The sequence below is a fragment of the Streptomyces sp. NPDC038213 genome (assembly GCF_055600495.1).
Genome location: NZ_JBVJYM010000002.1, coordinates 73,641 through 95,809, shown reverse-complemented (window position 1 = coordinate 95,809; position 22,169 = coordinate 73,641). Strand labels below are relative to the sequence as shown.

General features: G+C 72.1%; 19 protein-coding genes and 2 tRNA genes. 3 read left to right on the top strand and 18 right to left on the bottom strand.

The genetic code is table 11. The features are described 5' to 3' along the window. Nucleotides 1-11: 11 nt before the first annotated feature. The 11 genes from ACZ7JZ_RS03145 to ACZ7JZ_RS03095 all read right to left on the bottom strand — a co-directional run bounded on the left by ACZ7JZ_RS03145 (nt 12) and on the right by ACZ7JZ_RS03095 (nt 9,830). Nucleotides 12-857 carry a DegV family protein gene (locus tag ACZ7JZ_RS03145; protein ID WP_470932604.1) on the bottom strand — a complete coding sequence of 282 codons (846 nt, stop codon included), beginning with the start codon at nt 855-857 and terminating at the stop codon, nt 12-14. Nucleotides 858-1,013: 156 nt separating this feature from the next. Beyond that, on the bottom strand, nt 1,014-1,850 hold the full coding sequence (locus tag ACZ7JZ_RS03140; RefSeq protein ID WP_470932602.1) for a hypothetical protein: 837 nt from the start codon (nt 1,848-1,850) through the stop codon (nt 1,014-1,016). Nucleotides 1,851-2,032: 182 nt separating this feature from the next. Continuing rightward, nucleotides 2,033-4,903 (bottom strand): leucine--tRNA ligase, encoded by a 2,871-nt coding sequence (leuS, locus tag ACZ7JZ_RS03135; RefSeq protein WP_470932600.1) that lies wholly within the window; start codon nt 4,901-4,903, stop codon nt 2,033-2,035. A gap of 260 nt (nt 4,904-5,163) precedes the next feature. After that, a tRNA-Ala gene (locus tag ACZ7JZ_RS03130) sits at nt 5,164-5,236 on the bottom strand. A 151-nt stretch (nt 5,237-5,387) separates the two neighbouring features. Continuing rightward, nucleotides 5,388-5,621: a hypothetical protein gene (locus ACZ7JZ_RS03125; RefSeq protein WP_470932598.1), complete on the bottom strand. Its 234-nt coding sequence runs from the start codon at nt 5,619-5,621 to the stop codon at nt 5,388-5,390. 144 nt (nt 5,622-5,765) lie between these two features. Next, nucleotides 5,766-5,838 (bottom strand) — tRNA-Ala (locus ACZ7JZ_RS03120). 125 nt (nt 5,839-5,963) lie between these two features. Next, nucleotides 5,964-6,611 (bottom strand): histidine phosphatase family protein, encoded by a 648-nt coding sequence (locus ACZ7JZ_RS03115; protein WP_470933363.1) that lies wholly within the window; start codon nt 6,609-6,611, stop codon nt 5,964-5,966. Then, complete coding sequence (gene rsfS / locus ACZ7JZ_RS03110) at nt 6,608-7,054, bottom strand: ribosome silencing factor (protein ID WP_470932596.1); 447 nt, start codon at nt 7,052-7,054, stop codon at nt 6,608-6,610. Before rsfS ends, ACZ7JZ_RS03115 begins: the two co-directional genes overlap by 4 nt. A 107-nt stretch (nt 7,055-7,161) precedes the next feature. Beyond that, on the bottom strand, nt 7,162-8,985 hold the full coding sequence (locus ACZ7JZ_RS03105) for an LCP family protein (protein WP_470932594.1): 1,824 nt from the start codon (nt 8,983-8,985) through the stop codon (nt 7,162-7,164). Between the two features lie 24 nt (nt 8,986-9,009). Continuing rightward, nucleotides 9,010-9,627, bottom strand: coding sequence for a nicotinate-nucleotide adenylyltransferase (gene nadD / locus ACZ7JZ_RS03100; protein ID WP_470932592.1), 618 nt, complete (start codon nt 9,625-9,627; stop codon nt 9,010-9,012). A gap of 38 nt (nt 9,628-9,665) precedes the next feature. Next, nucleotides 9,666-9,830, bottom strand: coding sequence for a hypothetical protein (locus ACZ7JZ_RS03095; protein ID WP_470932590.1), 165 nt, complete (start codon nt 9,828-9,830; stop codon nt 9,666-9,668). Nucleotides 9,831-9,975: 145 nt separating this feature from the next. On the opposite strand from ACZ7JZ_RS03095, the gene ACZ7JZ_RS03090 reads away from it, so the two are divergent. Next, the gene (locus ACZ7JZ_RS03090; RefSeq protein ID WP_470932588.1) at nt 9,976-11,157 is read left to right on the top strand and encodes a M48 family metallopeptidase; all 1,182 of its coding nucleotides are present in this window, start codon (nt 9,976-9,978) and stop codon (nt 11,155-11,157) included. Here ACZ7JZ_RS03090 and ACZ7JZ_RS03085 read toward each other — a convergent pair. The 7 genes from ACZ7JZ_RS03085 to ACZ7JZ_RS03055 all read right to left on the bottom strand — a co-directional run bounded on the left by ACZ7JZ_RS03085 (nt 11,117) and on the right by ACZ7JZ_RS03055 (nt 17,699). Further along, nucleotides 11,117-12,253 carry an SCO2583 family membrane protein gene (locus ACZ7JZ_RS03085; protein WP_470932586.1) on the bottom strand — a complete coding sequence of 379 codons (1,137 nt, stop codon included), beginning with the start codon at nt 12,251-12,253 and terminating at the stop codon, nt 11,117-11,119. The two genes, ACZ7JZ_RS03090 and ACZ7JZ_RS03085, sit on opposite strands and share 41 nt — an antisense overlap. A gap of 153 nt (nt 12,254-12,406) precedes the next feature. Then, nucleotides 12,407-13,015, bottom strand: coding sequence for an SCO2584 family spore wall biosynthesis protein (locus ACZ7JZ_RS03080; RefSeq protein ID WP_470932584.1), 609 nt, complete (start codon nt 13,013-13,015; stop codon nt 12,407-12,409). A 76-nt stretch (nt 13,016-13,091) separates the two neighbouring features. Beyond that, entirely contained in the window at nt 13,092-14,375 is a 1,284-nt protein-coding gene (locus ACZ7JZ_RS03075) for a glutamate-5-semialdehyde dehydrogenase (RefSeq protein WP_470932582.1), read from the bottom strand. 172 nt (nt 14,376-14,547) lie between these two features. Further along, complete coding sequence (locus ACZ7JZ_RS03070; RefSeq protein ID WP_470932580.1) at nt 14,548-14,952, bottom strand: hypothetical protein; 405 nt, start codon at nt 14,950-14,952, stop codon at nt 14,548-14,550. A gap of 111 nt (nt 14,953-15,063) precedes the next feature. Then, nucleotides 15,064-16,191: a glutamate 5-kinase gene (gene proB / locus ACZ7JZ_RS03065; RefSeq protein WP_470932578.1), complete on the bottom strand. Its 1,128-nt coding sequence runs from the start codon at nt 16,189-16,191 to the stop codon at nt 15,064-15,066. Nucleotides 16,192-16,251: 60 nt separating this feature from the next. Beyond that, entirely contained in the window at nt 16,252-16,689 is a 438-nt protein-coding gene (locus tag ACZ7JZ_RS03060) for a GtrA family protein (RefSeq protein ID WP_470932576.1), read from the bottom strand. Beyond that, nucleotides 16,686-17,699, bottom strand: coding sequence for a glycosyltransferase family 2 protein (locus ACZ7JZ_RS03055; protein ID WP_470932574.1), 1,014 nt, complete (start codon nt 17,697-17,699; stop codon nt 16,686-16,688). The genes ACZ7JZ_RS03060 and ACZ7JZ_RS03055 overlap by 4 nt, the downstream gene beginning before the upstream one ends. A 346-nt stretch (nt 17,700-18,045) precedes the next feature. Here ACZ7JZ_RS03055 and ACZ7JZ_RS03050 point away from each other — a divergent pair, with 346 nt between their 5' ends. Together ACZ7JZ_RS03050 and ACZ7JZ_RS03045 are read left to right on the top strand one after the other, a co-directional pair. Next, a complete protein-coding gene (locus ACZ7JZ_RS03050) occupies nt 18,046-20,916 on the top strand; it encodes a bifunctional glycosyltransferase/CDP-glycerol:glycerophosphate glycerophosphotransferase (protein ID WP_470932572.1) in 2,871 nt (956 codons plus the stop codon). Continuing rightward, the gene (locus ACZ7JZ_RS03045) at nt 20,913-22,088 is read left to right on the top strand and encodes a glycosyltransferase (RefSeq protein ID WP_470932570.1); all 1,176 of its coding nucleotides are present in this window, start codon (nt 20,913-20,915) and stop codon (nt 22,086-22,088) included. Before ACZ7JZ_RS03050 ends, ACZ7JZ_RS03045 begins: the two co-directional genes overlap by 4 nt. Nucleotides 22,089-22,169: the final 81 nt, after the last annotated feature.

Below are 22,169 nucleotides of genomic sequence, written 5' to 3'. Positions count from 1 at the left end.
GACCGGAGCATTCACCTGGGCGAGACCACCGCAGCCAGCAGCCCCGGCCCGGTGTGCGCCCCGATCACCGCTCCGACCTCGCTGACGTGCAGTTCCGCAAGCCCCGGCACCCGCTCCCGCAGCCGCTCCGCGAGCCGCTCCGCCCGCTCCGGGGCCGCCAGGTGGTGCACGGCTACGTCCACGGGCCCGGCCCCGGCCCGCTCCACGGCGAGCTCTTCGAGCCGCGCGATGGCCTTCGAGGCGGTCCGCACCTTCTCCAGCATCTCGATCCGCCCGCCGTCGAGCTGGAGCAGCGGTTTGACCGCGAGGGCGGAGCCGAGGAGGGCCTGCGCTGCCCCGATGCGACCGCCCCGGCGGAGGTAGTCGAGGGTGTCCACGTAGAAGAAGGCCGACATGCCCGCGGCCCGTTTCTCTGCGGCGGCCACCGCCTCGTCCGCCGATCCGCCCGCCTCGGCCGTCTCGGCCGCCGCGAGGGCGCAGAAGCCGAGGGCCATGGCGACCATGCCGGTGTCCACGACCCGGACCGGTACGGGGGCCGTCCGGCCCGCGACCACGGCGGCGTCGTACGTGCCCGAGAACTCGGCGGACAGGTGCAGCGAGACGATCGCGGTCGCCCCGGCCTCCGCGGCGGCCCGATAGGCCCGCGCGAAGTCCTCGGGGCTGGGGCGGGACGTGGTCACCGGGCGGCGCTTCTGGAGGGCCAGGGCCAGGGACCGCGCAGAGATCTCCGTGCCCTCTTCGAGGGCCTCGTCGCCCAGGACGACGGTGAGGGGGACGGAGGTGATTGCGTGCCGCCGGATCGCCGGTCGGGGCAGGTAGGCCGTGGAGTCGGTGACGATCGCGACATGGCGGGACATGAGCGGGAGGTTACCGGCAGGAGACCGCCCGCGGCAGTCCGGACCACCGCGGGGCCACGGCACGGTACCCTCCTCGCCGCATCCCGCCCGCAGCCCTGTACCGCCGTACGGCCTGGCCCGTACCGACGGAGCCCGTACGGGACGCGCAGCGCGGGCTCAGGCCGTGCTCTCGGGCCGCTTGCTCTGCTCCCACGGGTACTCCGCGGGCCACTGCTGGGTCGCGGGCCCCACGGCCTTCGGCCCCTGCGCGGCCGCGGCCGGCGAAGCGGCGGCAGACCCCGCACCCGAAGCCCCGGAAGCAGCAGGACCCGCGCCGGCACCCGGGGAAGCGGAAGAACCGGAGGACGCAGAGGACGCAGAAGAAGAGGAAGAGGAAGGAGAAGAAGAACCGGCCCCCGGAGCCGCGCCCCCGTCCAGGTCCCCCCAGTCCCCCAGCCCGCCGGACCGCGGCTGCGCGTAGTCCCGCAGCGCGCCCGACTCCATCTCGATCTGAGCCGTCAGCGTGGCCAGGTCGTCCGAGGCGAAGGTGCGCGCCCGGTCGCGGGCGGCCCAGCGCAGGGAGTCGGCAGCCTTCGTGATGTGCGCCGTGCGCTCGCGCAGGTCGGGCAGCAGCGCGCTGATCCTGGCCTTGTCCGGCTCGCGCTCCAGGCGCTTCAGCTCGTCGTCCAGCTCGTGGCCGTGCGCGCTGAGGCGCTCGAAGAGCACGATCGTCTCCTGGAGCGAGGCGTCCTGCTGGACGCCGGTGTACAGCGCCTCCTGGGTGGAGCGCATCGAGGTCCGCAGGTCCAGCCGCAGCTGGGCGAGGCTGCCGCCGACCCCGACCTGACCGATGCTCTTGGCCTTGAGGGTGGTGTCCTCCACCGTCCTGCGCGCCTGGGTGATCGTCCGGTCCACCCCGCGCTTCGCCGCCTTGACGACCTTGGCGGTCGCGTACACGCCCAGGCCGAGGAAGGCGAACAGCATCAGCGCGAAGATGATCAGCGCGACCTCCATGAGAACCCCTTCCCCGGTTTGCCGGTTCCCCTGCTCCTGTGTCCTTCTCCACCGTAAACGGCGCGGGCAGGCCGGGGGTTCCATCAGGACCCCCAACCTGCCCGTACGGGACATCCCCTACCCGGCACCCGCAGGCGCCGGGTAGGGGATGTCCCGCCAGCCGACCAAGCCGACCCAGCGGCTCAGACGACGATGTTCACCAGCTTGGGCGCGCGCACGATGACCTTGCGGACCTCCGCGCCGCCCAGGGCCGCCACGACGCCCGCGTCGGACAGTGCCAGCTTCTCCAGGTCGCCCTCGGAGATCTCGGGCGAGACCTCCAGCCGGGCCTTCACCTTGCCCTTGACCTGCACCACGCACGTCACCGTCTCGTCCACGACGTACGCCGGGTCCGCGACCGGGAAGTCCTGGTGGACGACCGAGTCGGCGTGCCCCAGCCGGCGCCACAGCTCCTCCGCGATGTGCGGGGCCAGCGGGGCGATCAGCAGCACCAGGCGCTCGGCGACCGAGCGCTCCAGCGGCCGGCCGGCCTTCGTCAGGAAGTTGTTCAGCTCGGTGATCTTGGCGATGGCGGTGTTGAAGCGCAGACCCGCCATATCGGCGCCGGCTCCGTCGATCGCCTTGTGCAGGGCGCGCAGCGTGTCCTCGCCGGGCTCGGCGTCCACGACGGTGACCGCGCCGGTCTCCTCGTCGACGACGTTGCGCCACAGGCGCTGCAGCAGGCGGTACTGGCCGACCACGGCGCGCGTGTCCCACGGCCGCGACACGTCCAGCGGGCCCATCGCCATCTCGTACAGGCGCAGGGTGTCGGCGCCGTACTCCGTGCAGATCTCGTCGGGCGTGACGGCGTTCTTCAGGGACTTGCCCATCTTGCCGTGCTCGCGCTTGACCGGCTTGCCCTCGTAGAAGTAGCCGCCGTCGCGCTCCTCCACCTCGGCCGCGGGCACGTAGACGCCGCGCTCGTCGGTGTAGGCGTAGGCCTGGATCATGCCCTGGTTGAACAGCTTGTGGAATGGCTCCGAGGAGGAGACGTGCCCCAGGTCGAAGAGCACCTTCGACCAGAAGCGCGCGTACAGCAGGTGCAGCACCGCGTGCTCGGCGCCGCCCACGTACAGGTCCACGCCCCCGTGCGGAGCGCCCTCGCGGGGGCCCATCCAGTAGCGCTCGTTCTCCGGGTCGACCAGCTGCTCGGAGTTGTTCGGGTCCAGGTAGCGCAGCTCGTACCAGCAGGAACCGGCCCAGTTGGGCATGGTGTTGGTCTCGCGGCGGTACGGCTGCGGGCCCCGGCCGTCGCCCAGGTCCAGGACGACGTTCACCCAGTCCTCGCGCCGCGACAGCGGGGTCTCCGGCTGGGAGGCCGCGTCGTCGGGCTCGAAGGTGCGCGGGGAGTAGTCGTCGACCTCCGGCAGCTCCAGCGGCAGCATCGACTCGGGCAGCGCGTGGGCCACGCCGTCCTCGTCGTAGACGATCGGGAAGGGCTCGCCCCAGTACCGCTGGCGGCTGAACAGCCAGTCGCGCAGGCGGAAGTTGACGGTGCCCGCACCGATGCCGCGCTCCTCCAGCCAGGCGGTGATGGCGGCCTTGGCCTCGACCACGCCCAGGCCGTCCAGGGAGATCCCCTCGCCGGTGGAGTTCACCAGCGCCGCGTCGTACGAGACGAAGGCCGCGTCCCAGGTCGAGGGGTCGGTGCCGCGCCCGTCCGAGGGCTGCACGACGCAGCGCATCGGCAGCTCGAAGGCGCGCGCGAACTCGAAGTCGCGGCTGTCGTGCGCCGGGACGGCCATGATGGCGCCGGTGCCGTAGCCCATCAGCACGTAGTCGGCGATGAAGACCGGGACCTTGTCGCCGCTGACGGGGTTGACGGCGTACTCGCCGGTGAAGACGCCGGTCTTCTCCTTGGCGTCGGCCTGCCGCTCGACGTCCGACTTGGCGGCGGAGAAGGCGCGGTACGCCGCGACGGCCGCGGCCGGGGTGGCGTGGCCGCCGGTCCACTTCTCGTGCGTGCCCTGGGGCCAGGCGGCCGGGACGAACCTGTCGACCAGCGGGTGCTCGGGGGCCAGGACCATGTAGGTGGCGCCGAACAGGGTGTCGGGGCGGGTCGTGAAGACCGTCACGGCCTCGTCGCCGAGCGCGAAGTCCACGCGGGCGCCCTCGCTGCGGCCGATCCAGTTGCGCTGCTGGAGCTTGATGGCCTCCGGCCAGTCCAGCTCGTCCAGGTCGTCCAGCAGCCGGTCGGCGTACGCGGTGATGCGCATGTTCCACTGGCTCAGGCGGGCCTTGAAGACGGGGAAGTTGCCGCGCTCGGAGCGGCCGTCGGCGGTGACCTCCTCGTTGGCCAGCACGGTGCCCAGCCCGGGGCACCAGTTGACGGGCGCGTCGGAGGAGTAGGCCAGGCGGTACCCGCCCAGCACCTCGGCGCGCTCGGCGGCGCTCAGCGCGGCCCAGGAGCGGCCGCCGGGGACCTCGCGGGTGCCGGCCTCGAAGGCGGCGACCAGCTCGGCGATCGGGCGGGCCTTCTTCGCCTCGGCGTCGTACCAGGAGTTGTAGATCTGCAGGAAGATCCACTGCGTCCACTTGTAGTAGTCCGCGTCGATCGTGGCGAAGGAGCGGCGCTTGTCGTGGCCCAGGCCCAGCCGGCGCAGCTGCTTCTTCATGTTCTCGATGTTGGCCTCGGTCGACACGCGCGGGTGCGTACCGGTCTGCACGGCGTACTGCTCGGCGGGCAGGCCGAAGGCGTCGAAGCCCAGGGTGTGCAGGACGTTGTGGCCGCTCATCCGCTGGTGGCGGGCGTACACGTCGGTGGCGATGTAGCCCAGCGGGTGGCCCACGTGCAGTCCCGCGCCCGAGGGGTACGGGAACATGTCCATGATGAACTTCTTGGGCCGCGCGAGCACCGCGGGGTCCCCGGCCAGGTCACCGGTGGGGTTGGGCGCCTCGTACGTCCCCTCGGCGTCCCATACGTCCTGCCAGCGTGCCTCGATGTCGGCGGCCATGGCAGCCGTGTAGCGGTGCGCCTCGGCCGCCTCGGTGGCCGGGCTGTTCGTCTCGCTCATGATTCCTGAAGCTCCATCGATCGACTCTGCCGTCTCTGCCTGCCCAAACGAAAAAGCCCCTCGCACAGGAGGGGACGCCGCGCCGATGCCGGCTGCGCTCACCTGGTCGGCGGGCAGCCCGGTACTGATCAGCGCGGCTCGGTAAGCAGAAGGCGTACGGCACGCATGGCGTCAGGGTACCGCAGGGGCTCCGGCGCCCGCTCGGACGACCGCACAACGAGAAGCGGGCCACCCTGTCCGGGTGGCCCGCTTCTCCACTGTGGAGCTAAGGAGAATTGAACTCCTGACCTCCTGCATGCCATGCAGGCGCTCTACCAACTGAGCTATAGCCCCTTGCTGCGGTGTCTCCGGGGGTCTCGGCCGGTTTCCCTGCCGGTTCCCCCTGGCGACATCGAGAACATTACACGGTCCTCGCCGAAGTCCAAAAACGGGTTTCAAGCCCTGTCCGGACCAGCCGTTCGGCCCGGATCGTCCGCTCCGGCCGTCAGGCGGTGGCGAACTGGTAGAAGCGCTTGAGGGTGCAGTGCTCGTCGAGCAGCCGCCCGTAGATCGGTTCGCCCTCGAGCTCGCGGTACGTCTCGATGGGGTCGCCTTTTATGATCAGCGCCCGCGCGCATTCCTCGCACCAGTACTGGTAATCGGGGTTGAGCGGGTCCATGTCCCGCACGATCGGCGTGCCGTTGTTGCACCAGTCGCACCGCCGTCGGTGTGCGCCCATCGGTCAGCGACTCCCTCCCGTTCAGAGCCGTCCGGGCCGTCGTCTCCCCCTCCGGCCGTCCCGATTCTGCCACGTCGGCAGGGGTTCGGGCAGGGGAGACAAAAGCAAGGATCCCGCCCCCTGTTGGGGACGGGATCCTGATTGTGGAGCTAAGGAGAATTGAACTCCTGACCTCCTGCATGCCATGCAGGCGCTCTACCAACTGAGCTATAGCCCCGCTCTCCGGCGCTTCCCCCGCTGTTTCCTGCGGTGTTCGCTCCGAACAAGAAGAACCATAGCCCGTGACCAGCCGAAAAGTGAAATCAGCTCCCCGGCGGCCACGGGGCCACGGCCGCGGCCCCGTCAGTCGTCGTCGCCGAGCACCGGCTCGGGCAGGGTGCCCGCGTTGTGCTCCAGCAGCCGCCAGCCGCGCGCGCCCTCACCGAGCACCGACCAGCAGCAGTTGGACAGGCCGCCCAGGCCCTCCCAGTGGGAGGACTCCAGGCCGAGGAGCCGGCCGATGGTCGTGCGGATCGTGCCGCCGTGGCTGACCACGACGAGCGTGCCGCTCTCGCCCAGGGCCGCGGCATGGCGCAGCACGACGGGCGCGGCCCGGTCCGCGACCTCGGTCTCCAGCTCGCCGCCGCCGCGCCGCACGGGCTCGCCGCGCTTCCACGCCGCGTACTGCTCGCCGTACTTCGCGAGGATCTCCTCGTGCGTGAGGCCCTGCCACTCGCCCGCGTAGGTCTCGCGCAGGGCCTCGTCGTGCTCGACGGCCAGGCCGGTGACGGCGGCCAGCTCGGCGGCCGTCGCGGCCGCCCGGCTGAGGTCGGACGAGACGATCGCGTCGGGCCTCAGGGAGGCCAGCAGGCGCGCCGCGCGGCGGGCCTGGGCGATGCCCGCGTCGGTCAGGCCGATGTCCGTGGAGCCCTGGAAGCGGCGCTCCAGGTTCCACGAGGTCTGGCCGTGGCGCCACAGGACGATCCTGCGGCCGGTCTTCGAGGCGCTCAGAACAGATCACCGTCCAGGTCGTCGTCCCCCTGGGCCTCGCGCAGCTTGGCGTGCTCCTCGGCCTTGCCCTTGGTCAGCTTGGCGTCCTCGGGCAGCTCGATCTCGGGGCAGTCCTTCCACAGGCGCTCCAGCGCGTAGAAGACCCGCTCCTCGCTGTGCTGCACGTGGACGACGATGTCGACGTAGTCGAGCAGGATCCAGCGGGCGTCGCGGTCGCCCTCGCGGCGCACCGGCTTGGCGCCGAGGTCCTTGAGCAGGCGCTCCTCGATCTCGTCGACGATCGACTTGACCTGGCGGTCGTTGGGCGCCGAGGCGAGCAGGAAGGCGTCGGTGATCGACAGCACGTCGCTGACGTCGTACGCGATGATGTCGTGCGCGAGCCGGTCGGCCGCTGCCTGGGCGGCGGCGGTGATGAGCTCGATGGAGCGGTCCGTGGCGGTCACTAGCCATGCTTTCCGGTCGGAGGTCAGATCCCTTCAAGGGTCTCACGTACCGCCGTCGGCGCCCGCGCACGTGGTGCGCGGGCGCCTGCCCACGGCTGCGGGGCCCGTCAGGGCGCCTTGTAGTCGGCCCCGAGGACCACCACCACGTCGGCGTTGACCTTCGAGTCGGCCTTCTTCACCGCCGAGGCGGGCAGGCCCAGGGTCTTGGCGACCTCCGCGGCCTTGGCCTTCTGCGCCTCGTCGGCGTAGGTGACCTGCGAGGTCTGCCGGCTGTCGGCGGCCGTTCCGCCGTCGACGAAGGTGTAGCCGCCGTTCACCAGCGCGATCCTGGCGGCCGTGGCGGACGTGGCGCTGCCGGTGGCGTTCTGCAGGCCCACGCGCGGGATCCCGCCCGGGTCGGCGGCCTTCACGGCGCCGCCGAGCAGCTGCTTGACCTCGGCCGCGGCCTGCGCGGTGAGGGTGCCGTCCGCCCCGACGGGCATGACCTCCGTGCCGTGGTCGCCGATCCTGGCGTGCTCGGCCAGCCGGGCCAGCGAGCCGCCGAGGGACTTCTCGGTGAGCGAGGGGTCGAGGATCTGGCCGAGGGTCTCCACTTCGAGGGTGGCGGCCTGCGGGTCCTCGGGGATCTTGCGCAGGACCCCGTACAGGACGGTGCCGAAGCGCTGGAGCTGCCGGGCCTCGGGCTCGCCGGGGGCGCGGTGGGTGGCGTACGCGACGGCCATCGCCCCGCTGAGGCTCTGCTTCTCGCCCTTGGCCACGGCCGGGGTCTTGGCCTTGGCGTCGGCGGCGATCGCGGTGTCGGTGTCGACCTCGATCCCGCTCAGGTTGTCGACCAGGGTCTCCAGGTAGGGGGTGTCCAGCCGCCAGGTGCCCTCGATACGGGTGCCGAGCATGGCGTCGAGGGACTCGCGCGTGCCGCCGAGGCCGTCCTCCTCCACCGATTTGCCGAGGGTGGTGGTGCCCTCCTCACCGCTGACGGCGAGGGAGTTCGGCAGCAGGACGGTGGCGCCCTTCTTGGTGGTGACGTTGTCGACGAGCAGGGCCGTGGAGGTGCCGCCGCCCTTCAGGTGGTGCAGGTGGACGACGATCATGTCGCGCTTCTGCGGGCCGCCGGCGGCGCCCGCCGAAGCGCCCTTCTCCCCGCCGAGGCCGGGGAGCCTGCCCGCGTACCAGAGGTAGCCGACCCCGCCGACGACGAAGAGGGCGAGGACGACGATCAGGGCGATCACGCGGCTGCGGGCCCGGCGGCGGGCCTCCTCGCGGCGCTCGGTGCGGCTCTCGGTGAACTTGAGCCAGTCGATGACGTCCTCGGCGTCCTCGTCGGACTGGTCGAGGAAGGCGTACGGCTCGCTGCGGTCCCCCTCGCCGCCCCGGCCGCCGCCGTCCGGCCCCGCACCGTCCCCGTCGGCGGCGCCGGGGCGGCGCGGCTCGGGGACCTGGGCGGCGGCCGGCGGCTCGGGGGCGGGGGCCTGCTGGGGGATCCACTGCTGCTGGACCTGCTGCGTCTGCTGGGTCTGCTGCATCTGGTGGAGCTGCTGCGGCTCCTGGGGGTACGCCTGCTGCTGCGCGGGGTCGACCGCGGGGTACTGGCCGGTGGTGCCGGCGTCGTAGCCGTAGGCGCCGGGCGCGTACCGGTCCTGGACCGGCTGGGGGGCGCCGTAGCCGCCGTAGCCGGGGTCGTAGCCCGCCTGGCCCTGGTCGCCGCCCTGGTAGGCCTCCTGGCCCGCGTACCCCTGCTGCGGCTGAGGGGGCTGCTGCTGCCCGCCGTACGGGTCGTAGCCGTAGGAGTACTCCTCGTACGGGCCGTCCGGCGTGCCGGGGCCCGGCGCCGCCCGGCCGTACACCGGCTGCCCGTAGGCGTCGTACCCGAGGAGCTGCTGCTCAGCCGGGTACGGCTCGTACCGGTCGTACGGGTCCTGTCGGTCGTTCACCGGTGCCCCTCTCTTCCGGAACCCTCAGGCGCCCCGGTACAGCTCACGCTTGTCGATGTAGCGCACCACGCCGTCGGGCACCAGGTACCAGACGGGATCGCCCTGGCCCACCCGGTCGCGGCAGTCCGTGGACGAGATCGCGAGCGCGGGCACCTCCACGAGGGAGACCTTGCCCTCGGGCAGCCCGTCGTCGGTCAGTATGTGGCCGGGCCGGGTGACCCCGATGAAATGGGCGAGCGAGAAGAGCTCCTCGGCATCGCGCCAGGTCAGGATCTGGGCGAGGGCGTCCGCACCCGTGATGAAGAACAGGTCGGCGTCGTCGTTGAGGGCGCGCAGGTCCCGCAGGGTGTCGATCGTGTAGGTGGGGCCGCCGCGGTCGATGTCGATGCGGCTGACCGAGAACTGCGGGTTCGAGGCGGTGGCGATGACCGTCATCAGGTAGCGGTCCTCGGGGGGCGACACGGCCCGGTGCGTCTTCTGCCACGGCTCGCCGGTCGGTACGAACACCACCTCGTCGAGGTGGAACAGCGCGGCCACCTCACTGGCGGCCACCAGGTGTCCGTGGTGGATCGGATCGAACGTCCCGCCCATGACTCCGAGGCGGCGCTTGACCGGACCGGTAGGCACTTCCTGCTCTCCCATGCGTGCAGAGCCTACTGGCCCGGTGGAGCGGCCCCGACTCAGCGGTCGCGGTTGAGGCGGGTGGTGATCCACAGCAGGAGCAGGAGCGCGAAGAGCGCGCCGCCGCCGGTGAGGTACGGGTTCAGGCTGTCGTGGTTGCCGCCGCCCTCGCCACCTCCGGAGGCAAGGGAGACCAGGTCGTGGGTGGTGGTGAGGAGGCTCATCAGGCAGGGACCATTTCGTGTCGGCTGTTCGCGGGCAGCTCTGGGCGGAGAGACTTCCGGCACATCGTAAGCGGGAGGGCCGGGCACGCTCACGCCGACTCATGCGTTGAGAGGGCAGTACAGGTCCGGTCGAGGGGGCAGAGCGATGACAGACAGCAGGTTCGAGAAGCTTCCGGAGCGCACGCGCAGGCGCTTCCCGGGGATCTCCTCACGGGCGTACGAGCATCCGGCGGACCGGTCGGCGCTGGTGGCACTGCGCAAGCTCACCGGATTCGACACGGTGCTGAAGGCACTGAGCGGGCTGCTGCCCGAGCGCAGCCTGCGGCTGCTGTTCCTGTCGGACTCGGTGCGGGTGGGCGAGACGCAGTTCCCCCATCTGCACGAGATGCTGCGGGACGCCTGCCACATCCTGGACCTGGAGCGGGTCCCCCAGATGTACGTGCAGCAGGACCCGAAGCCCAACGCCATGTGCATCGGCCTGGACGAGCCGATCATCGTGGTGACCACGGGCCTGGTCGAGCTGCTCGACGAGGAGGAGATGCGGGCCGTCGTGGGCCACGAGGTGGGGCACGCCCTGTCGGGCCACGCGGTGTACCGCACGGTGCTGCTCTTCCTGACGAACCTGGCCGTGAAGATCGCCTGGATCCCGCTGGGGACCGTGGCGCTCACGGCGATCGTGACGGCGCTGCGCGAGTGGTTCCGCAAGTCCGAGCTGTCGGCGGACCGGGCGGGCCTGCTGGTCGGCCAGGACCTCCAGGCCTCGATGCGCGGGCTGATGAAGATCGCCGGCGGCAACCACCTGCACGAGATGAACGTGGACGCCTTCCTCGCCCAGGCGGAGGAGTACGAGGCGGGTGGCGACCTGCGCGACTCGGTCCTCAAGATCCTCAACATGCTGCCGCGGACGCACCCCTTCACGACGGTGCGCGCCGCCGAACTGAACAAGTGGGCGGCGACCCGCGACTACCAGCGGCTGATGGACGGGCACTACCCGCGCCGGGACGAGGACCCGGAGACCTCGGTCACGGACTCCTTCCGCCAGTCGGCCTCGCACTACGCCGAATCGGTGCGCACGAGCAAGGACCCCCTGATGAAGCTGGTCGGGGACCTCGCCGGGGGCGCGGGCGACCTCGGCGGCCGGCTGCGCGACAAGTTCACGGGCGGCGGCTCCGCGGGGGCGCAGGGCGCCTCCGCCGCCCCGGACCCGGATGCCGCGGATGCTGCGGATGCTGCGGATGCTGCGGATGCTGCGGACGGCAAGGGTCCGGGGGCCTCGGGTGCCGGGGCTACGGGTCCGGACGCGGAGCCGGGGACGGCTGGGCGCTGACGGCGAGTACGCCGCACAGGCCCGCCCCCGCGGGCGGGTGGCCGACGCGGTACGGGTCCGTGGCCGCCGGACCCGTACGGCCGGCCCGCTCCCCGGCCAGCAGCGGCCGGAAGGCGGAGGAGGGGTCGGCCGCGCAGTCCAGCGGCCCGGCCCGGACGTGCGCGGAGAGCAGCTCGGCCCGGTGCAGGTCGAGGTCCTCGCGGTCGAAGCGCAGCCGCAGCTCGCGCCGGACCGTGAAGAGCGAGGCCTCGGCGCGGCCCTCCGCAGCCGTGGAGCCGGGTGCGGGGCGCAGCGCGTAGGCGAAGGTGTGGTCGGTGGCGACCTCGAGGCTGTCGGGTCCGGCCTCGGCGACGGTCATGGTCCCCGAGACCCGTACGCGGGAGTCGGCGAGCACGGCGGCGGCCGGGTCGAAGCGCACCAGCCAGCCGGTGGCGGCGTGCCGCCCGTCGGGGGCCGGGCTGTTCAGGCTCTCGTCGAACTGGGCCGTCTGCTCGGCGTCCAGCAGGGAGCGGACGGGGCGGACGGCCTCGCCGGCGAGCACCTCGGGGTCGAGGGAGGACTGCACGAGGTAGTCCTTGGCCGTGGACAGGGCGTTGAGGACCTGGCCGTCGCTGAAGTGCGCCGTGCGGCGGACGGCCGGGAGGGTGATCCCGGCCGCGCCGATGCGGTACTCGGCCGCCGGTCCGGACGCGTAGAGCTCCGCGGGCCGCCCGCCGGGCACGGGGCCCTGCGGGCGCAGGGGCACGACGGTGGCGGTCATCGGCTCGGTGTAGGGGCTCGGCGCGGGCACGTAGGGGTGGCGCAGGCCCATGTAGACGGCCGCGGCGAAGGCGCAGGTGATGAGGAGGACGATCAGGAGCCCGTGCCTGCGGCTGCCGCCGGGGCCGCCCCGGGCCACGGGCCGGCCGGTGCCGGAGGACCAGGCGGAGCGGCTGCGCACGGCCCGGGTGTGCTCCCCGAGGCGCTCCTGTGCGGAGTACTCCTGCAGCCGGGCAGCCCGGACGAAGTCCTCGTCGAACACCAGGGACCGGTACTCGTCATCGGCGCCGCCGGCGCCGTCGGGTGCCCCGTCCGGTGGATCTCCAGGTACAGCCATTGCTTCTCCCCGCATGAGAAGCCCCCGTGTGGAGGCCCCCCGCGCGGAGGGGCCGTACCTTCAGGGTTGGTCGTGGAGGGGAAAGGTAAACGCCGCCGTGCGGGGAACTTACGGGGCGGCGGGCGCCGTCCCGGCAGCGGTGCCCGCGCGGGCTCAGGGTGCGAGGAGCACGGGCGGGGAGCCCGGGCCGCCGGTGAGCGCGCCCTGTCCGGCCGGGCTGCCCGGGGCGGTGCCGATGCCCGTGGTGGCGGGCGGTGGCGCCTGGTCCCGGCGGTCGTCGGAGGCGCCCCGGTAGACGGCCGTGAAGGCGAGGACCACCATGCCGACGCCCAGCACCACGGCCAGCATCCAGGCCACCGGCCGGTGCCAGCGGGCCCGCCCCCGGTAGGGGCGCAGGGCGCCGCCGTAGGCTCCGTAGGGCCCGTACCCGAGGTTGTAGCCGTACGCGAAGTCCGGGCCGAAGCCGTACGGCGTGCCGTCGGGGCCGTAGCCGTACCCGTAGCGGTCGAGGTAGCCGTCGTAGCTCTCGCAGCCGTCGTCGGGGGCGGGTCTGATGCCCGCGATGGCGCGGGCCTCCTCGGCCTCGGCCCGGGCCTGGGCTGCCGCCCGGGTCCGCTCGGCCGCGGTCGGTTCATGGATCCGCGCGCCCCTGACGAAGGCCTCGTCGAGCACCACGGAGGCGAATTCCTCATCCGCTCCACCGCGGTGGCCTTCGGGCTCCCAGTCGTCCGGGGACGGCTTGCCCCCCACGTCGTCCGGCACAGGACCAGCGTAGACCCGGGGGGCCGCTTTGGGCAGGGTCCGCGTGTTTTCCGGCCACGCGGAGCCGGGCATCCGGTTACCGGACGTGACCGTCGCCGGTGACGATGTACTTCGTGGACGTGAGCTCCGGAAGGCCCATGGGGCCCCGGGCGTGGAGCTTCTGGGTGGAGATCCCGATCTCCGCGCCGAAGCCGAACTGGCCACCGTCCGTGAACCGCGTGGAGGCGTTCACGGCGACCGTGGTCGAGTCGACCAGTTGGGTGAAGCGGCGGGCGGCGGACTGCGAGGTGGTGACGATGGCCTCGGTGTGGCCGGAGGTCCAGCGCCGGATGTGGGCCACGGCCGCGTCGAGGGAGTCCACGACGGCGGCGGCGATGTCGTAGGAGAGGTACTCCGCCTCCCAGTCCTCCTCGGTGGCCGCGACGGCGGTGGCCTTGGAGTCCGCTGCGTATCCGAGCACGGCCGCGTCCCCGTGGACGGTGACCCCGGCCTCGGCCAGGGCGTCCAGGGCGCGGGGCAGGAAGGCGGGGGCGATATCGCGGTGGACGAGGAGGGTCTCGGCCGCGTTGCAGACGGAGGGCCGCTGCGCCTTGGAGTTGACCAGGATCTCCACGGCCATGTCGAGGTCGGCCTGCGCGTCCACGTAGACGTGGCAGTTGCCCGTACCGGTCTCGATCACCGGAACGGTCGACTCCTCGACGACGGTGCGGATCAGGGAGGCGCCGCCGCGCGGAATGAGCACGTCGACGAGGCCGCGGGCGCGCATCAGCTCGCGGACGGAGTCGCGGCTCTCGCCCGGTACGAGCTGGATCGCGTCGGCCGGGATGCCCGCGGACTCGACGGCGTCGCGCAGGACGGCGACCAGGGCGGTGTTGGAGGCGTACGCGGAGGAGCTGCCGCGCAGCAGGACGGCGTTGCCGGACTTCAGGCAGAGGGCGGCGGCGTCCACGGTGACGTTGGGGCGGGCCTCGTAGATGATGCCGACCACGCCGAGGGGGACGCGGACCTGCCGCAGGTCGATGCCGTTGGGCAGGGTGGAGCCGCGGACCACCTCGCCGACGGGGTCGGGGAGCGCGGCCACGTCGCGGACGTCCGAGGCGATGGCGCGGACCCGCTCGGGGGTCAGCGTGAGCCGGTCGATGACGGTCTCGCTGGTACCGGCCTCGCGGGCGCGGTCCGTGTCGACGGCGTTGGCCTCCACGATCTCGGCGGTACGGGCCTCCAGCGCGTCGGCGATCGCGAGCAGCGCGGCGTCCTTGGCGGAGCGCGGCAGTGGCGCGAGGTCCGCGGCGGCGGTGCGCGCGCGGTGGGCCGTGGCGATGACGGGGGACGCGGAGGCTTCGTTGAGCGGGGTCGTCATGCATGCAGCGTAGTCCCCCGGACGGAGGCGGCCGCGGGGGTTCCAGCCCCCGAGACGGCCGGGCCGGCCCCTTTCGGAGCCCGGCGGCCGCGCCGGGCCCGCTGGGGTGCCGGGGTGCGGCGCGGCCGGGCCGGGGCCCGGCCGCGGCTGCTCCCGGGGGCTCGGGCCCGGGTCAGTACGGGTGCACCCCGACCGGGGAGGCCGGCGGGGGCCCGTAGCCCTCGGCGACGCGCTGGTGGTAGGTGGCCCGGTCGATGACCTCCAGACCGACGATCTCCCACGGGGGCAGTTTGGCCGAAGAGCGGTGTTCGCCCCAGAGCCGCAGGGCGACGGCGGCCGCGTCGTGGAGGTCGCGGGCCTCCTCCCAGTAGCGGATCTCCGCGTGGTCCTCGGCGTACCGGCTGGTGAGCAGGAAGGGGTGGTCGTGGGCGAGCTGTTCCAGGGCGCGGCGGACCTCCGCGAGCGGGGCCGGGCGGCCCGAGACGCTCAGGGTGACGTGCCACAGCCGGGACGCCACCACGTCGTCGCCCGTTTCGACACTGGTCAGCGCTCGCTCCCCCGGGCGCGTTCGTCTCACCGGCGGCCTCCTGGTTGCGTTCGTCCGTCAATGTCCCGCCCACAAAGTTGACCAGCCCGAGCGCGAGCGCGCTCCGGTTTTGCCGAACCTCGGCCGGGCGGGGGGCCCTCGTCAGCCCTGGAGCAGGACCAGATCGTCGCGGTGGACGACCTCGCGCTCGTATGCGGGGCCCAGTTCGCGGGCGAGTTCGCGGGTGGAGCGGCCGAGCAGCTGCGGGAGCTCGCGGGCGTCGAAGTTGACGAGCCCGCGGGCCACCGCGCGGCCCTGGGCGTCGCGCAGCTCCACCGGGTCGCCGGCCGTGAACTCGCCCTCGACCGCGGCGATCCCGGCGGGCAGCAGGGAGCTGCCGCGCTCGGTGACGGCGCGCACGGCGCCCTCGTCGAGGACCAGGTGGCCCTGCGGGGTGGAGGCGTGCTGGAGCCACAGGAGGCGGTCGGCGGAGCGCCGGCCGGTGGCGTGGAAGAAGGTGCCGGTGGTGCGGGCGGCGAGGGCGTCGGCCGCGTGGCTGGCGGAGGTGAGGACCACGGGGATGCCGGCGGCGGCGGCGATGCGGGCCGCCTCGACCTTGGTGACCATGCCGCCGGTGCCGACCCCGGCCTTGCCGGCGCTGCCGATGGAGACGTGCTCGATGTCCTGCGGGCCGTGCACCTCCTCGATGCGGCTGCTGCCGGGCAGGGAGGGGTCGCCGTCGTAGAGGCCGTCCACGTCGGAGAGGAGGACGAGCAGGTCGGCACGGACCAGGTGGGCGACGAGGGCGGCCAGCCGGTCGTTGTCCCCGAAGCGGATCTCGTCGGTGGCGACGGTGTCGTTCTCGTTGACGACCGGCAGGGCGCCCATGGCGAGGAGCTGGTCGAGGGTCCGGTAGGCGTTGCGGTAGTGGGCGCGGCGGCTGGTGTCGTCGGTGGTCAGCAGGACCTGGCCGACGCGGACGCCGTAGCGGGCGAAGGAGGCGGTGTACCGGGCCACAAGGAGGCCCTGGCCGACACTGGCGGCGGCCTGCTGCCGGGCCAGGTCCCTGGGCCGTCGGCGCAGGCCGAGCGGGGACAGGCCGGCGGCGATGGCGCCGCTGGAGACCAGCACTATCTCCTTCTCGCCGCCGCTGCGCGCCTTGGCGAGCACGTCGACGAGGGCGTCCACGCGGTCGGCGTCGAGACCGCCCTCGGCGGTGGTGAGGGAGGAGGAGCCGACCTTGACCACGATCCTGCGGGCGTCGGTGACTCCCTGCCTAGCCGCTGACACGTCCGTCCCCTTTGCGCATTGCAGCACGTCACAGCACCACGTACCGCTCCCGGTGAGCTGTCACCAATTTACGGGGTGACCGGGGCGGCCCGCCGCCGCATTCCGGTCCGCGGACGGCTCCGGCCCGCGGGCGGGCACCAGGATCCGCTTCGAGAGCAGGTACGTGACGGGCACGGCGGCCGCGGCGGCCAGCAGCGGGGCGGTGCGGGAGTCCATCCCGGCCCAGCCGACCAGGGCGTAGAGGCCGGCGGACTGGACGGCGTAGTTGGTGGCGTTGGTGAGGGGGAAGAGGAGGAACTTCCGCCAGGTGGGGCGGGTGCGGTAGGTGAAGTACGTGTTGAGGAAGAAGGAGCCGACCATGCTGAGCAGGAAGGCGAGGGTGTAGGCCGCGAAGTAGGGCAGCGGGGGGTGGAGCAGCAGGTACAGCGCGAAGAAGGTGCCGGTGTTGACGGCGCCGACGAGCCCGAAGCGGAGTATCTCCGGGAGGCTGCCCCTCACCGGCGGTCGAGCCCGACGGCCGGGTCGCCGAGCCCGGCGCGGGCGGCCTGCACGGCGCGGGCGGCGAGGTCGGCCGGCCCGGTCGTGGGGGCGTGGGACTCCTTGACCAGGAAGTGCGGGCGGCGCTTGGTCTCGTAGTAGATGCGGCCGATGTACTCGCCGATCAGGCCGAGCATGACCAGCTGGACCCCGCCCAGGCCGACGGTGATGGCGACGAGGGTGACGTATCCGGGTGCGCTGACCCCGAAGGCGAGTGCCATTCCGACCACCCAGAGAGCATAGAGGGCGGCCAGGGCGCTCAGGGCGGCGCCGATCCAGATGCCGGCGCGCAGGGGGCGGTTGTTGAAGGAGATCAGGCCGTCCATGCCGTAGTTGAGCAGGGCGCCGAACTTCCACTTGGTCTCGCCGGCCTCCCGGCGGGCGTTGCGGTAGTCGAAGTGGACGGTGTCGAAGCCGATCCAGGAGAAGAGGCCCTTGGAGAAGCGGTTGTACTCGGGCATGGACAGCAGGGCGTCGACGGCGGGGCGCGAGAGCATCCGGAAGTCGCCGACCCCGTCGGCGAGCTCTACGTCGACCCACTTGTTGACGCCCCGGTAGTAGAGGCGGCTGAGGGCGGAACGAATCTTCTCCTCGCCGTCGCGGGAGCGGCGGGCGATGATCTGGTCGTGGCCCTGCCGGTAGAGCTCCAGCATCCGGCCGATGAGCTCCGGGGGGTGCTGGAGGTCGGCGTCCATGATCACGACGGCGTCGCCGGTGGCCTCGCGCAGGCCGGCGAGCATGGCGGCCTCCTTGCCGAAGTTGCGGCTGAAGGAGACGTAGCGGGCGCGCTCGCCGTGGACGGCGGCGATCTTGCGGAGGCGGCCGAGGGTGCCGTCGGCGCTGCCGTCGTCGACGTAGCAGACCTCGTAGTCGGCGGAGAGCGCGTCGAGGACCCTGCGGATCTCCCTGTCGAAGCTGTCGATGACCGCTTCCTCGTTGAAGCACGGGACGACTACGGACAGCTTCGTCATGTCTGGTTCCCCGTCAACATGCGTACCGGCGCGCTCCCGAGCGGGCCTGATCCCCTGGCGTTACGCCACTTTTGCCCAGTATGCACAGTTGATGTATTTATGCGTGCTTCATTCATCCGGGTGAGGTGCGGTTTGTCCCCCGGGCGGCCCTCCGGGCCACCGCTGCCGGGCCCACGGGCGACACGCGGTAGCTTTGACGGGCGGTCGGGGAACACCAGCGCGGTCGGCCACCGGGTCCGGCGGCAGCCGCCGCCTGTCCGGGTTGCACGCAACACACGGTACTTTGGCTCGGGTCCCGCCGGATTGGATCCGCGTGGCCGCAAAGAGAACACAATGTGGATTTGAGGTGCCAGTGCCTGACGTCTCCGTGGTCGTCATCGTCTACAACGACGCAGAGCGTCTGCCGACGGCTGTCCAGTCCGTCCTGGACCAGACCCTGCACGGGGTCGAGGTCGTGATCGTCGACGACTGCAGCAAGGACGGCTCATTCGAGGTCGCCAAGCAGCTGGAGGCAGCGCACCCGGGCCGGGTCCGCGCCTTCCAGCTGGAGCAGAACAGCGGCGGCTGCGGCGCCCCGCGCAACCACGGCATCCAGCAGGCCGAGGGCGCCTACGTGATGTTCCTGGACAGCGACGACGTCCTGGAGCGCAACGCCTGCCGCAACATGCTCGACGCCGCCGAGCGCACCGGCGCCGACCTGGTGTCCGGCATCTGCGTGCGCGTGCACCTCGACAGCCGGCACAAGAAGACCGTCGAGTGGTACCCCTGGATCTACTCGCGCACCCGCACGCTGGAGTCCGTCACCGAGCTGCCGGACCTGCTCGTCTTCGACACCCTGTCGACGAACAAGTGCTACCGGCGCGAGTTCCTGCGCGAGGCCGGCCTGGAGTTCCCGGTCGGCATCCACTACGAGGACCTGCTGTTCTCCGCGCAGGCCTACGTCGCCGCCAAGCGGATCACCCTGATCCCCAACCACGTCTACTACTGGAACGTGGTCGAGAAGGCCGCGTCGAAGTCGATCAGCAACCGGCGCCACGAGATCGCGAACTTCGTGCACCGCATGGAGATCCACCGGCGCGTCGACGAGCTGCTGGAGGCCCACGGCCACGAAGGCCTGAAGTTCGCCAAGGACGTCAAGTTCCTCAAGCACGACCTGGTCCTGCACCTGCGCGACCTGCCCCTGCTGGACGACGCGTACCGGCGCGAGTTCGCGCAGCTGGCCAACGGCTACCTGGCCACGATCGACCCGGGCGCCTACGACCACGTGCAGCGCCTCCAGGCGATCTGCGCGTACCTCCTGAGCAAGGAGGACTGGGACAACCTGCTCCCGACCGCCGAGGCGCTGACCAACACGGGCCGGCTCACGTCCGCGCTTGCCGAGCACGACGGCCGGATCTACTGGTGCGCCGAGCACCTGGACGAGCCCGAGGCCCGCCGCATACTGGACGTCACCGCCGACGGCTTCCACACCCGTCCGCTGACCGGGCTCACGCTCGGCAACCGGCTGAACTCGTACGAGGACGACGGCCGCGGCACGGTCCGGCTGTCGGGCGCCGTGGTCAACCCGCTGGGCCGGATCAAGGCGGACGCCGAGCTGAGCGCGGAGCTGGAGTTCAAGGCCCGCCGCCAGGTCGGCGTGAAGTCCTTCCGCTTCCCCGTGACGAGCGTGCGGCACACCCCGACGGCCATCGAGTGGTCCGCCGAGGCGGACGTGGCCTCCACGGTGCGCCCGCTGGGCATCATCGACGCGGTCTGGGACGTCCGGCTGGTCCTGAAGGCCGACGGCCAGACGCTGGTCACCCGCGTCTCGGTGGGCGGCACGGACCTGGAGGCCGCGCGCTCCCTGAAGGTGCGCCCCCGCCTGACCCGGCTGGTCTCCGACCGCTTCCTGCCGGAGATCACCAAGAAGGGCAACCTGTCGTACGTGCTGACCGCCGAGGGCAGGGCGGCGGTGCGCACCACGGAGCTGCTGGACGACGCGATGCAGTCCAAGGCGGCCGGGGTCGTCAAGGCGCGGCTGCGGTGGGCGCTGAAGGCGAAGCGCAACCTCGGCTCGGGCGAGCAGAAGGTGAAGGTCTACCACGAGGTCTTCTCCAAGCTGCCGCTCAAGAAGGGCCTGGTCGTCTTCGAGAGCCACCTGGGCAAGCAGTACAGCGACAGCCCCCGGGCGATCTACGAGGAGCTGCGCCGGCAGGGCGTGAAGTTCGACGCCGTGTGGTCGTACGCGGGCGCCAAGCCGACCGGCTTCCCGAAGGACGCCACCCTGGTCAAGCGGTGGGGCTGGTCGTACCTGCGGGCGCTGGCGCAGGCCGAGTTCTGGGTCGACAACCAGGGCTTCCCGCTGTCGCTCACCAAGCGCGCGGGCACCACGTACATCCAGACCTGGCACGGCTCCGCCCTCAAGCGCATGGGCTTCGACGAGCCGCGCACCAAGGCGCAGGGCCGGGCGGGGCAGCAGTCCTTCCAGAAGGCGCTGGACCGCTTCGACCACTTCCTGATCCGCTCGGAGCACGACCGGCGCACCCTGGCCAAGGGCTTCCGCCTCAAGGAGTCCGTCCTGCTGGAGTCCGGCTACCCGCGCAACGACGCGCTCGTGGCCGCCCACCGCGCCGAGGCGGCCAGCGGCGAGCGCGTGCGGGGCCCCCTCGCGGCCGAGCTCGGCATCCCCGCGGACAAGAAGGTGCTGCTGTACGCGCCGACGTTCCGGGCGACCGCCGAAGGCGCGGTGAAGGGCTTCTCGCTGCCCTTCGACGTGGAGGAGTTCGCGGAGCGGTTCGGCGACCGGTACGTCCTGCTGATCCGTACGCACTACCTGAACAACGTCACCCTGCCGCCGTCCGTGCGCGGCAAGGTCCTGGACGCGACGAAGCTGCCCGACATCACCCCGGTGCTGGAGCTCACGGACGCGCTGATCACCGACTACTCGTCGGTGATGTTCGACTACGCGCTGCTGGACCGGCCGATGCTGTTCTTCGCGTACGACTACGACGAGTACAAGAACGACATCCGAGGCACCTACTTCGACCTGAAGGAGAAGGCGCCGGGTCCGGTCGTGGCCACCGCCGAAGAGCTCTTCGACGCCGTCGAGGGCCTCGAGGAGGCCGAGGCCAAGTTCTCCGAGTCGCGGCAGCGCTTCGTGGCGGAGTTCGGCGCCTTCGACCGGGGCGACGCCGCCCGCCAGATCGTCGAGAAGTTCTTCACCAGGAGCGGTAAGTGAGCACCGAGCAGGCCGGCACCGCCGGCGGCCGCGACATCTTCCTCGTCAGCAACAGCGTCGACGAGCTCGGCGGCGTGACCACCTGGTCCCACCAGATGGCGCGGCTCTTCGCCGACCGCGGGCACAGCGTCCACGTCATCGGCATCTCCCCGGTCGAGGAGCGCCTGCGCCAGGAGTTCCCGGCCGACCTGCCGTACGCCACCACCACCCTCTACGAGGAGCGGCCGCCGAGCATCCCGCCGATGCGGGGCCTCAAGGGCAAGCTGAACGCCCCCGAGCGGGCCCGCCGCGCGGCCCGCGACGCCCTGATGCGGGAGAAGGCCGACCAGCTCTCCACGCTGTTCCGGGCCGCCCGGCCCGGCGCCGTGGTCATCGTCACGCAGGTGTGGGCGATGGAGTGGGTCGCCCTGGCCGACACCAAGAACGTGACGCTCATCGGCATGAGCCACGAGTCGTACGTGGCCAGCACCAAGTCCTCGCGCGCCGCCCGGGTCCGCCGCTACTACAAGGACGTGGACCGCATGCTGGTCCTCACGCCCGAGGACGCGGACCGCTGGATCCGCAGCGGCCTGGACAACACCGGCTCCATGCCGAACCCGCTGCCCTTCATGCCCGAGGCCCCCGTCGCCCGCAGCGCCAAGGTCGTCGCCAGCATCGGCCGGCTCTCGGACGAGAAGGGCGTGGACCTGCTCCTCGACACCTGGGCCGAGGCCTCCCCGAAGCACCCGGACTGGACGCTGCGGATCTACGGGGCCGGCGACGACGAGCCCATGCTGCGGGCCCGCTGCACGGAGCTCGGCCTCGACGGCACCGTCGAGTGGATGGGCCGTACCTCGGACGTGCTCGGCGCGCTCCGGGAGGCCTCGGTGTTCGCCCAGGCGTCCCGCGCCGAGGGCTTCCCGATCACGCTGCTGGAGGCGATGGCCGCGGGCGTGCCCTGCGCCGCGTTCGACTGCGCGCCGGGCGTCCGCGAGATCATCCGCCACGGGGAGGACGGCCTGCTGGCGCGGGTCGGCAACACCATGGAGCTCGCCGCGCACCTCGACGCCCTGATGGGCGACCGGGAGCTGCGCGACCGGCTGGGCGACGCGGCCTTCGCCGACGTCCGCCGCTACTCCAGCGCCGAGATCACCCGGCGCTGGGAGGAGCTGTTCGCGTTCCTCCAGCGCTGACGCCGGTCCGCGACCGGGGAGCCGCGAAGCGGAATCCCTGATCCGGGCACGGAATCTTTTGGGACACAGCCGACGGGTCAC

Bases quoted from the DNA above. Each gene is read 5' to 3' on its own strand.
- ACZ7JZ_RS03140 (WP_470932602.1), bottom strand. From the start codon at position 1,850: ATGGAGGTCGCGCTGATCATCTTCGCGCTGATGCTGTTCGCCTTCCTC.
- ACZ7JZ_RS03145 (WP_470932604.1), bottom strand. From the start codon at position 857: ATGTCCCGCCATGTCGCGATCGTCACCGACTCCACGGCCTACCTGCCC.
- ACZ7JZ_RS03090 (WP_470932588.1), top strand. From the start codon at position 9,976: ATGACAGACAGCAGGTTCGAGAAGCTTCCGGAGCGCACGCGCAGGCGC.
- ACZ7JZ_RS03125 (WP_470932598.1), bottom strand. From the start codon at position 5,621: ATGGGCGCACACCGACGGCGGTGCGACTGGTGCAACAACGGCACGCCG.
- ACZ7JZ_RS03055 (WP_470932574.1), bottom strand. From the start codon at position 17,699: ATGACGAAGCTGTCCGTAGTCGTCCCGTGCTTCAACGAGGAAGCGGTC.
- ACZ7JZ_RS03095 (WP_470932590.1), bottom strand. From the start codon at position 9,830: ATGAGCCTCCTCACCACCACCCACGACCTGGTCTCCCTTGCCTCCGGA.
- nadD (WP_470932592.1), bottom strand. From the start codon at position 9,627: ATGGGAGAGCAGGAAGTGCCTACCGGTCCGGTCAAGCGCCGCCTCGGA.
- ACZ7JZ_RS03085 (WP_470932586.1), bottom strand. From the start codon at position 12,253: ATGGCTGTACCTGGAGATCCACCGGACGGGGCACCCGACGGCGCCGGC.
- ACZ7JZ_RS03075 (WP_470932582.1), bottom strand. From the start codon at position 14,375: ATGACGACCCCGCTCAACGAAGCCTCCGCGTCCCCCGTCATCGCCACG.
- leuS (WP_470932600.1), bottom strand. From the start codon at position 4,903: ATGAGCGAGACGAACAGCCCGGCCACCGAGGCGGCCGAGGCGCACCGC.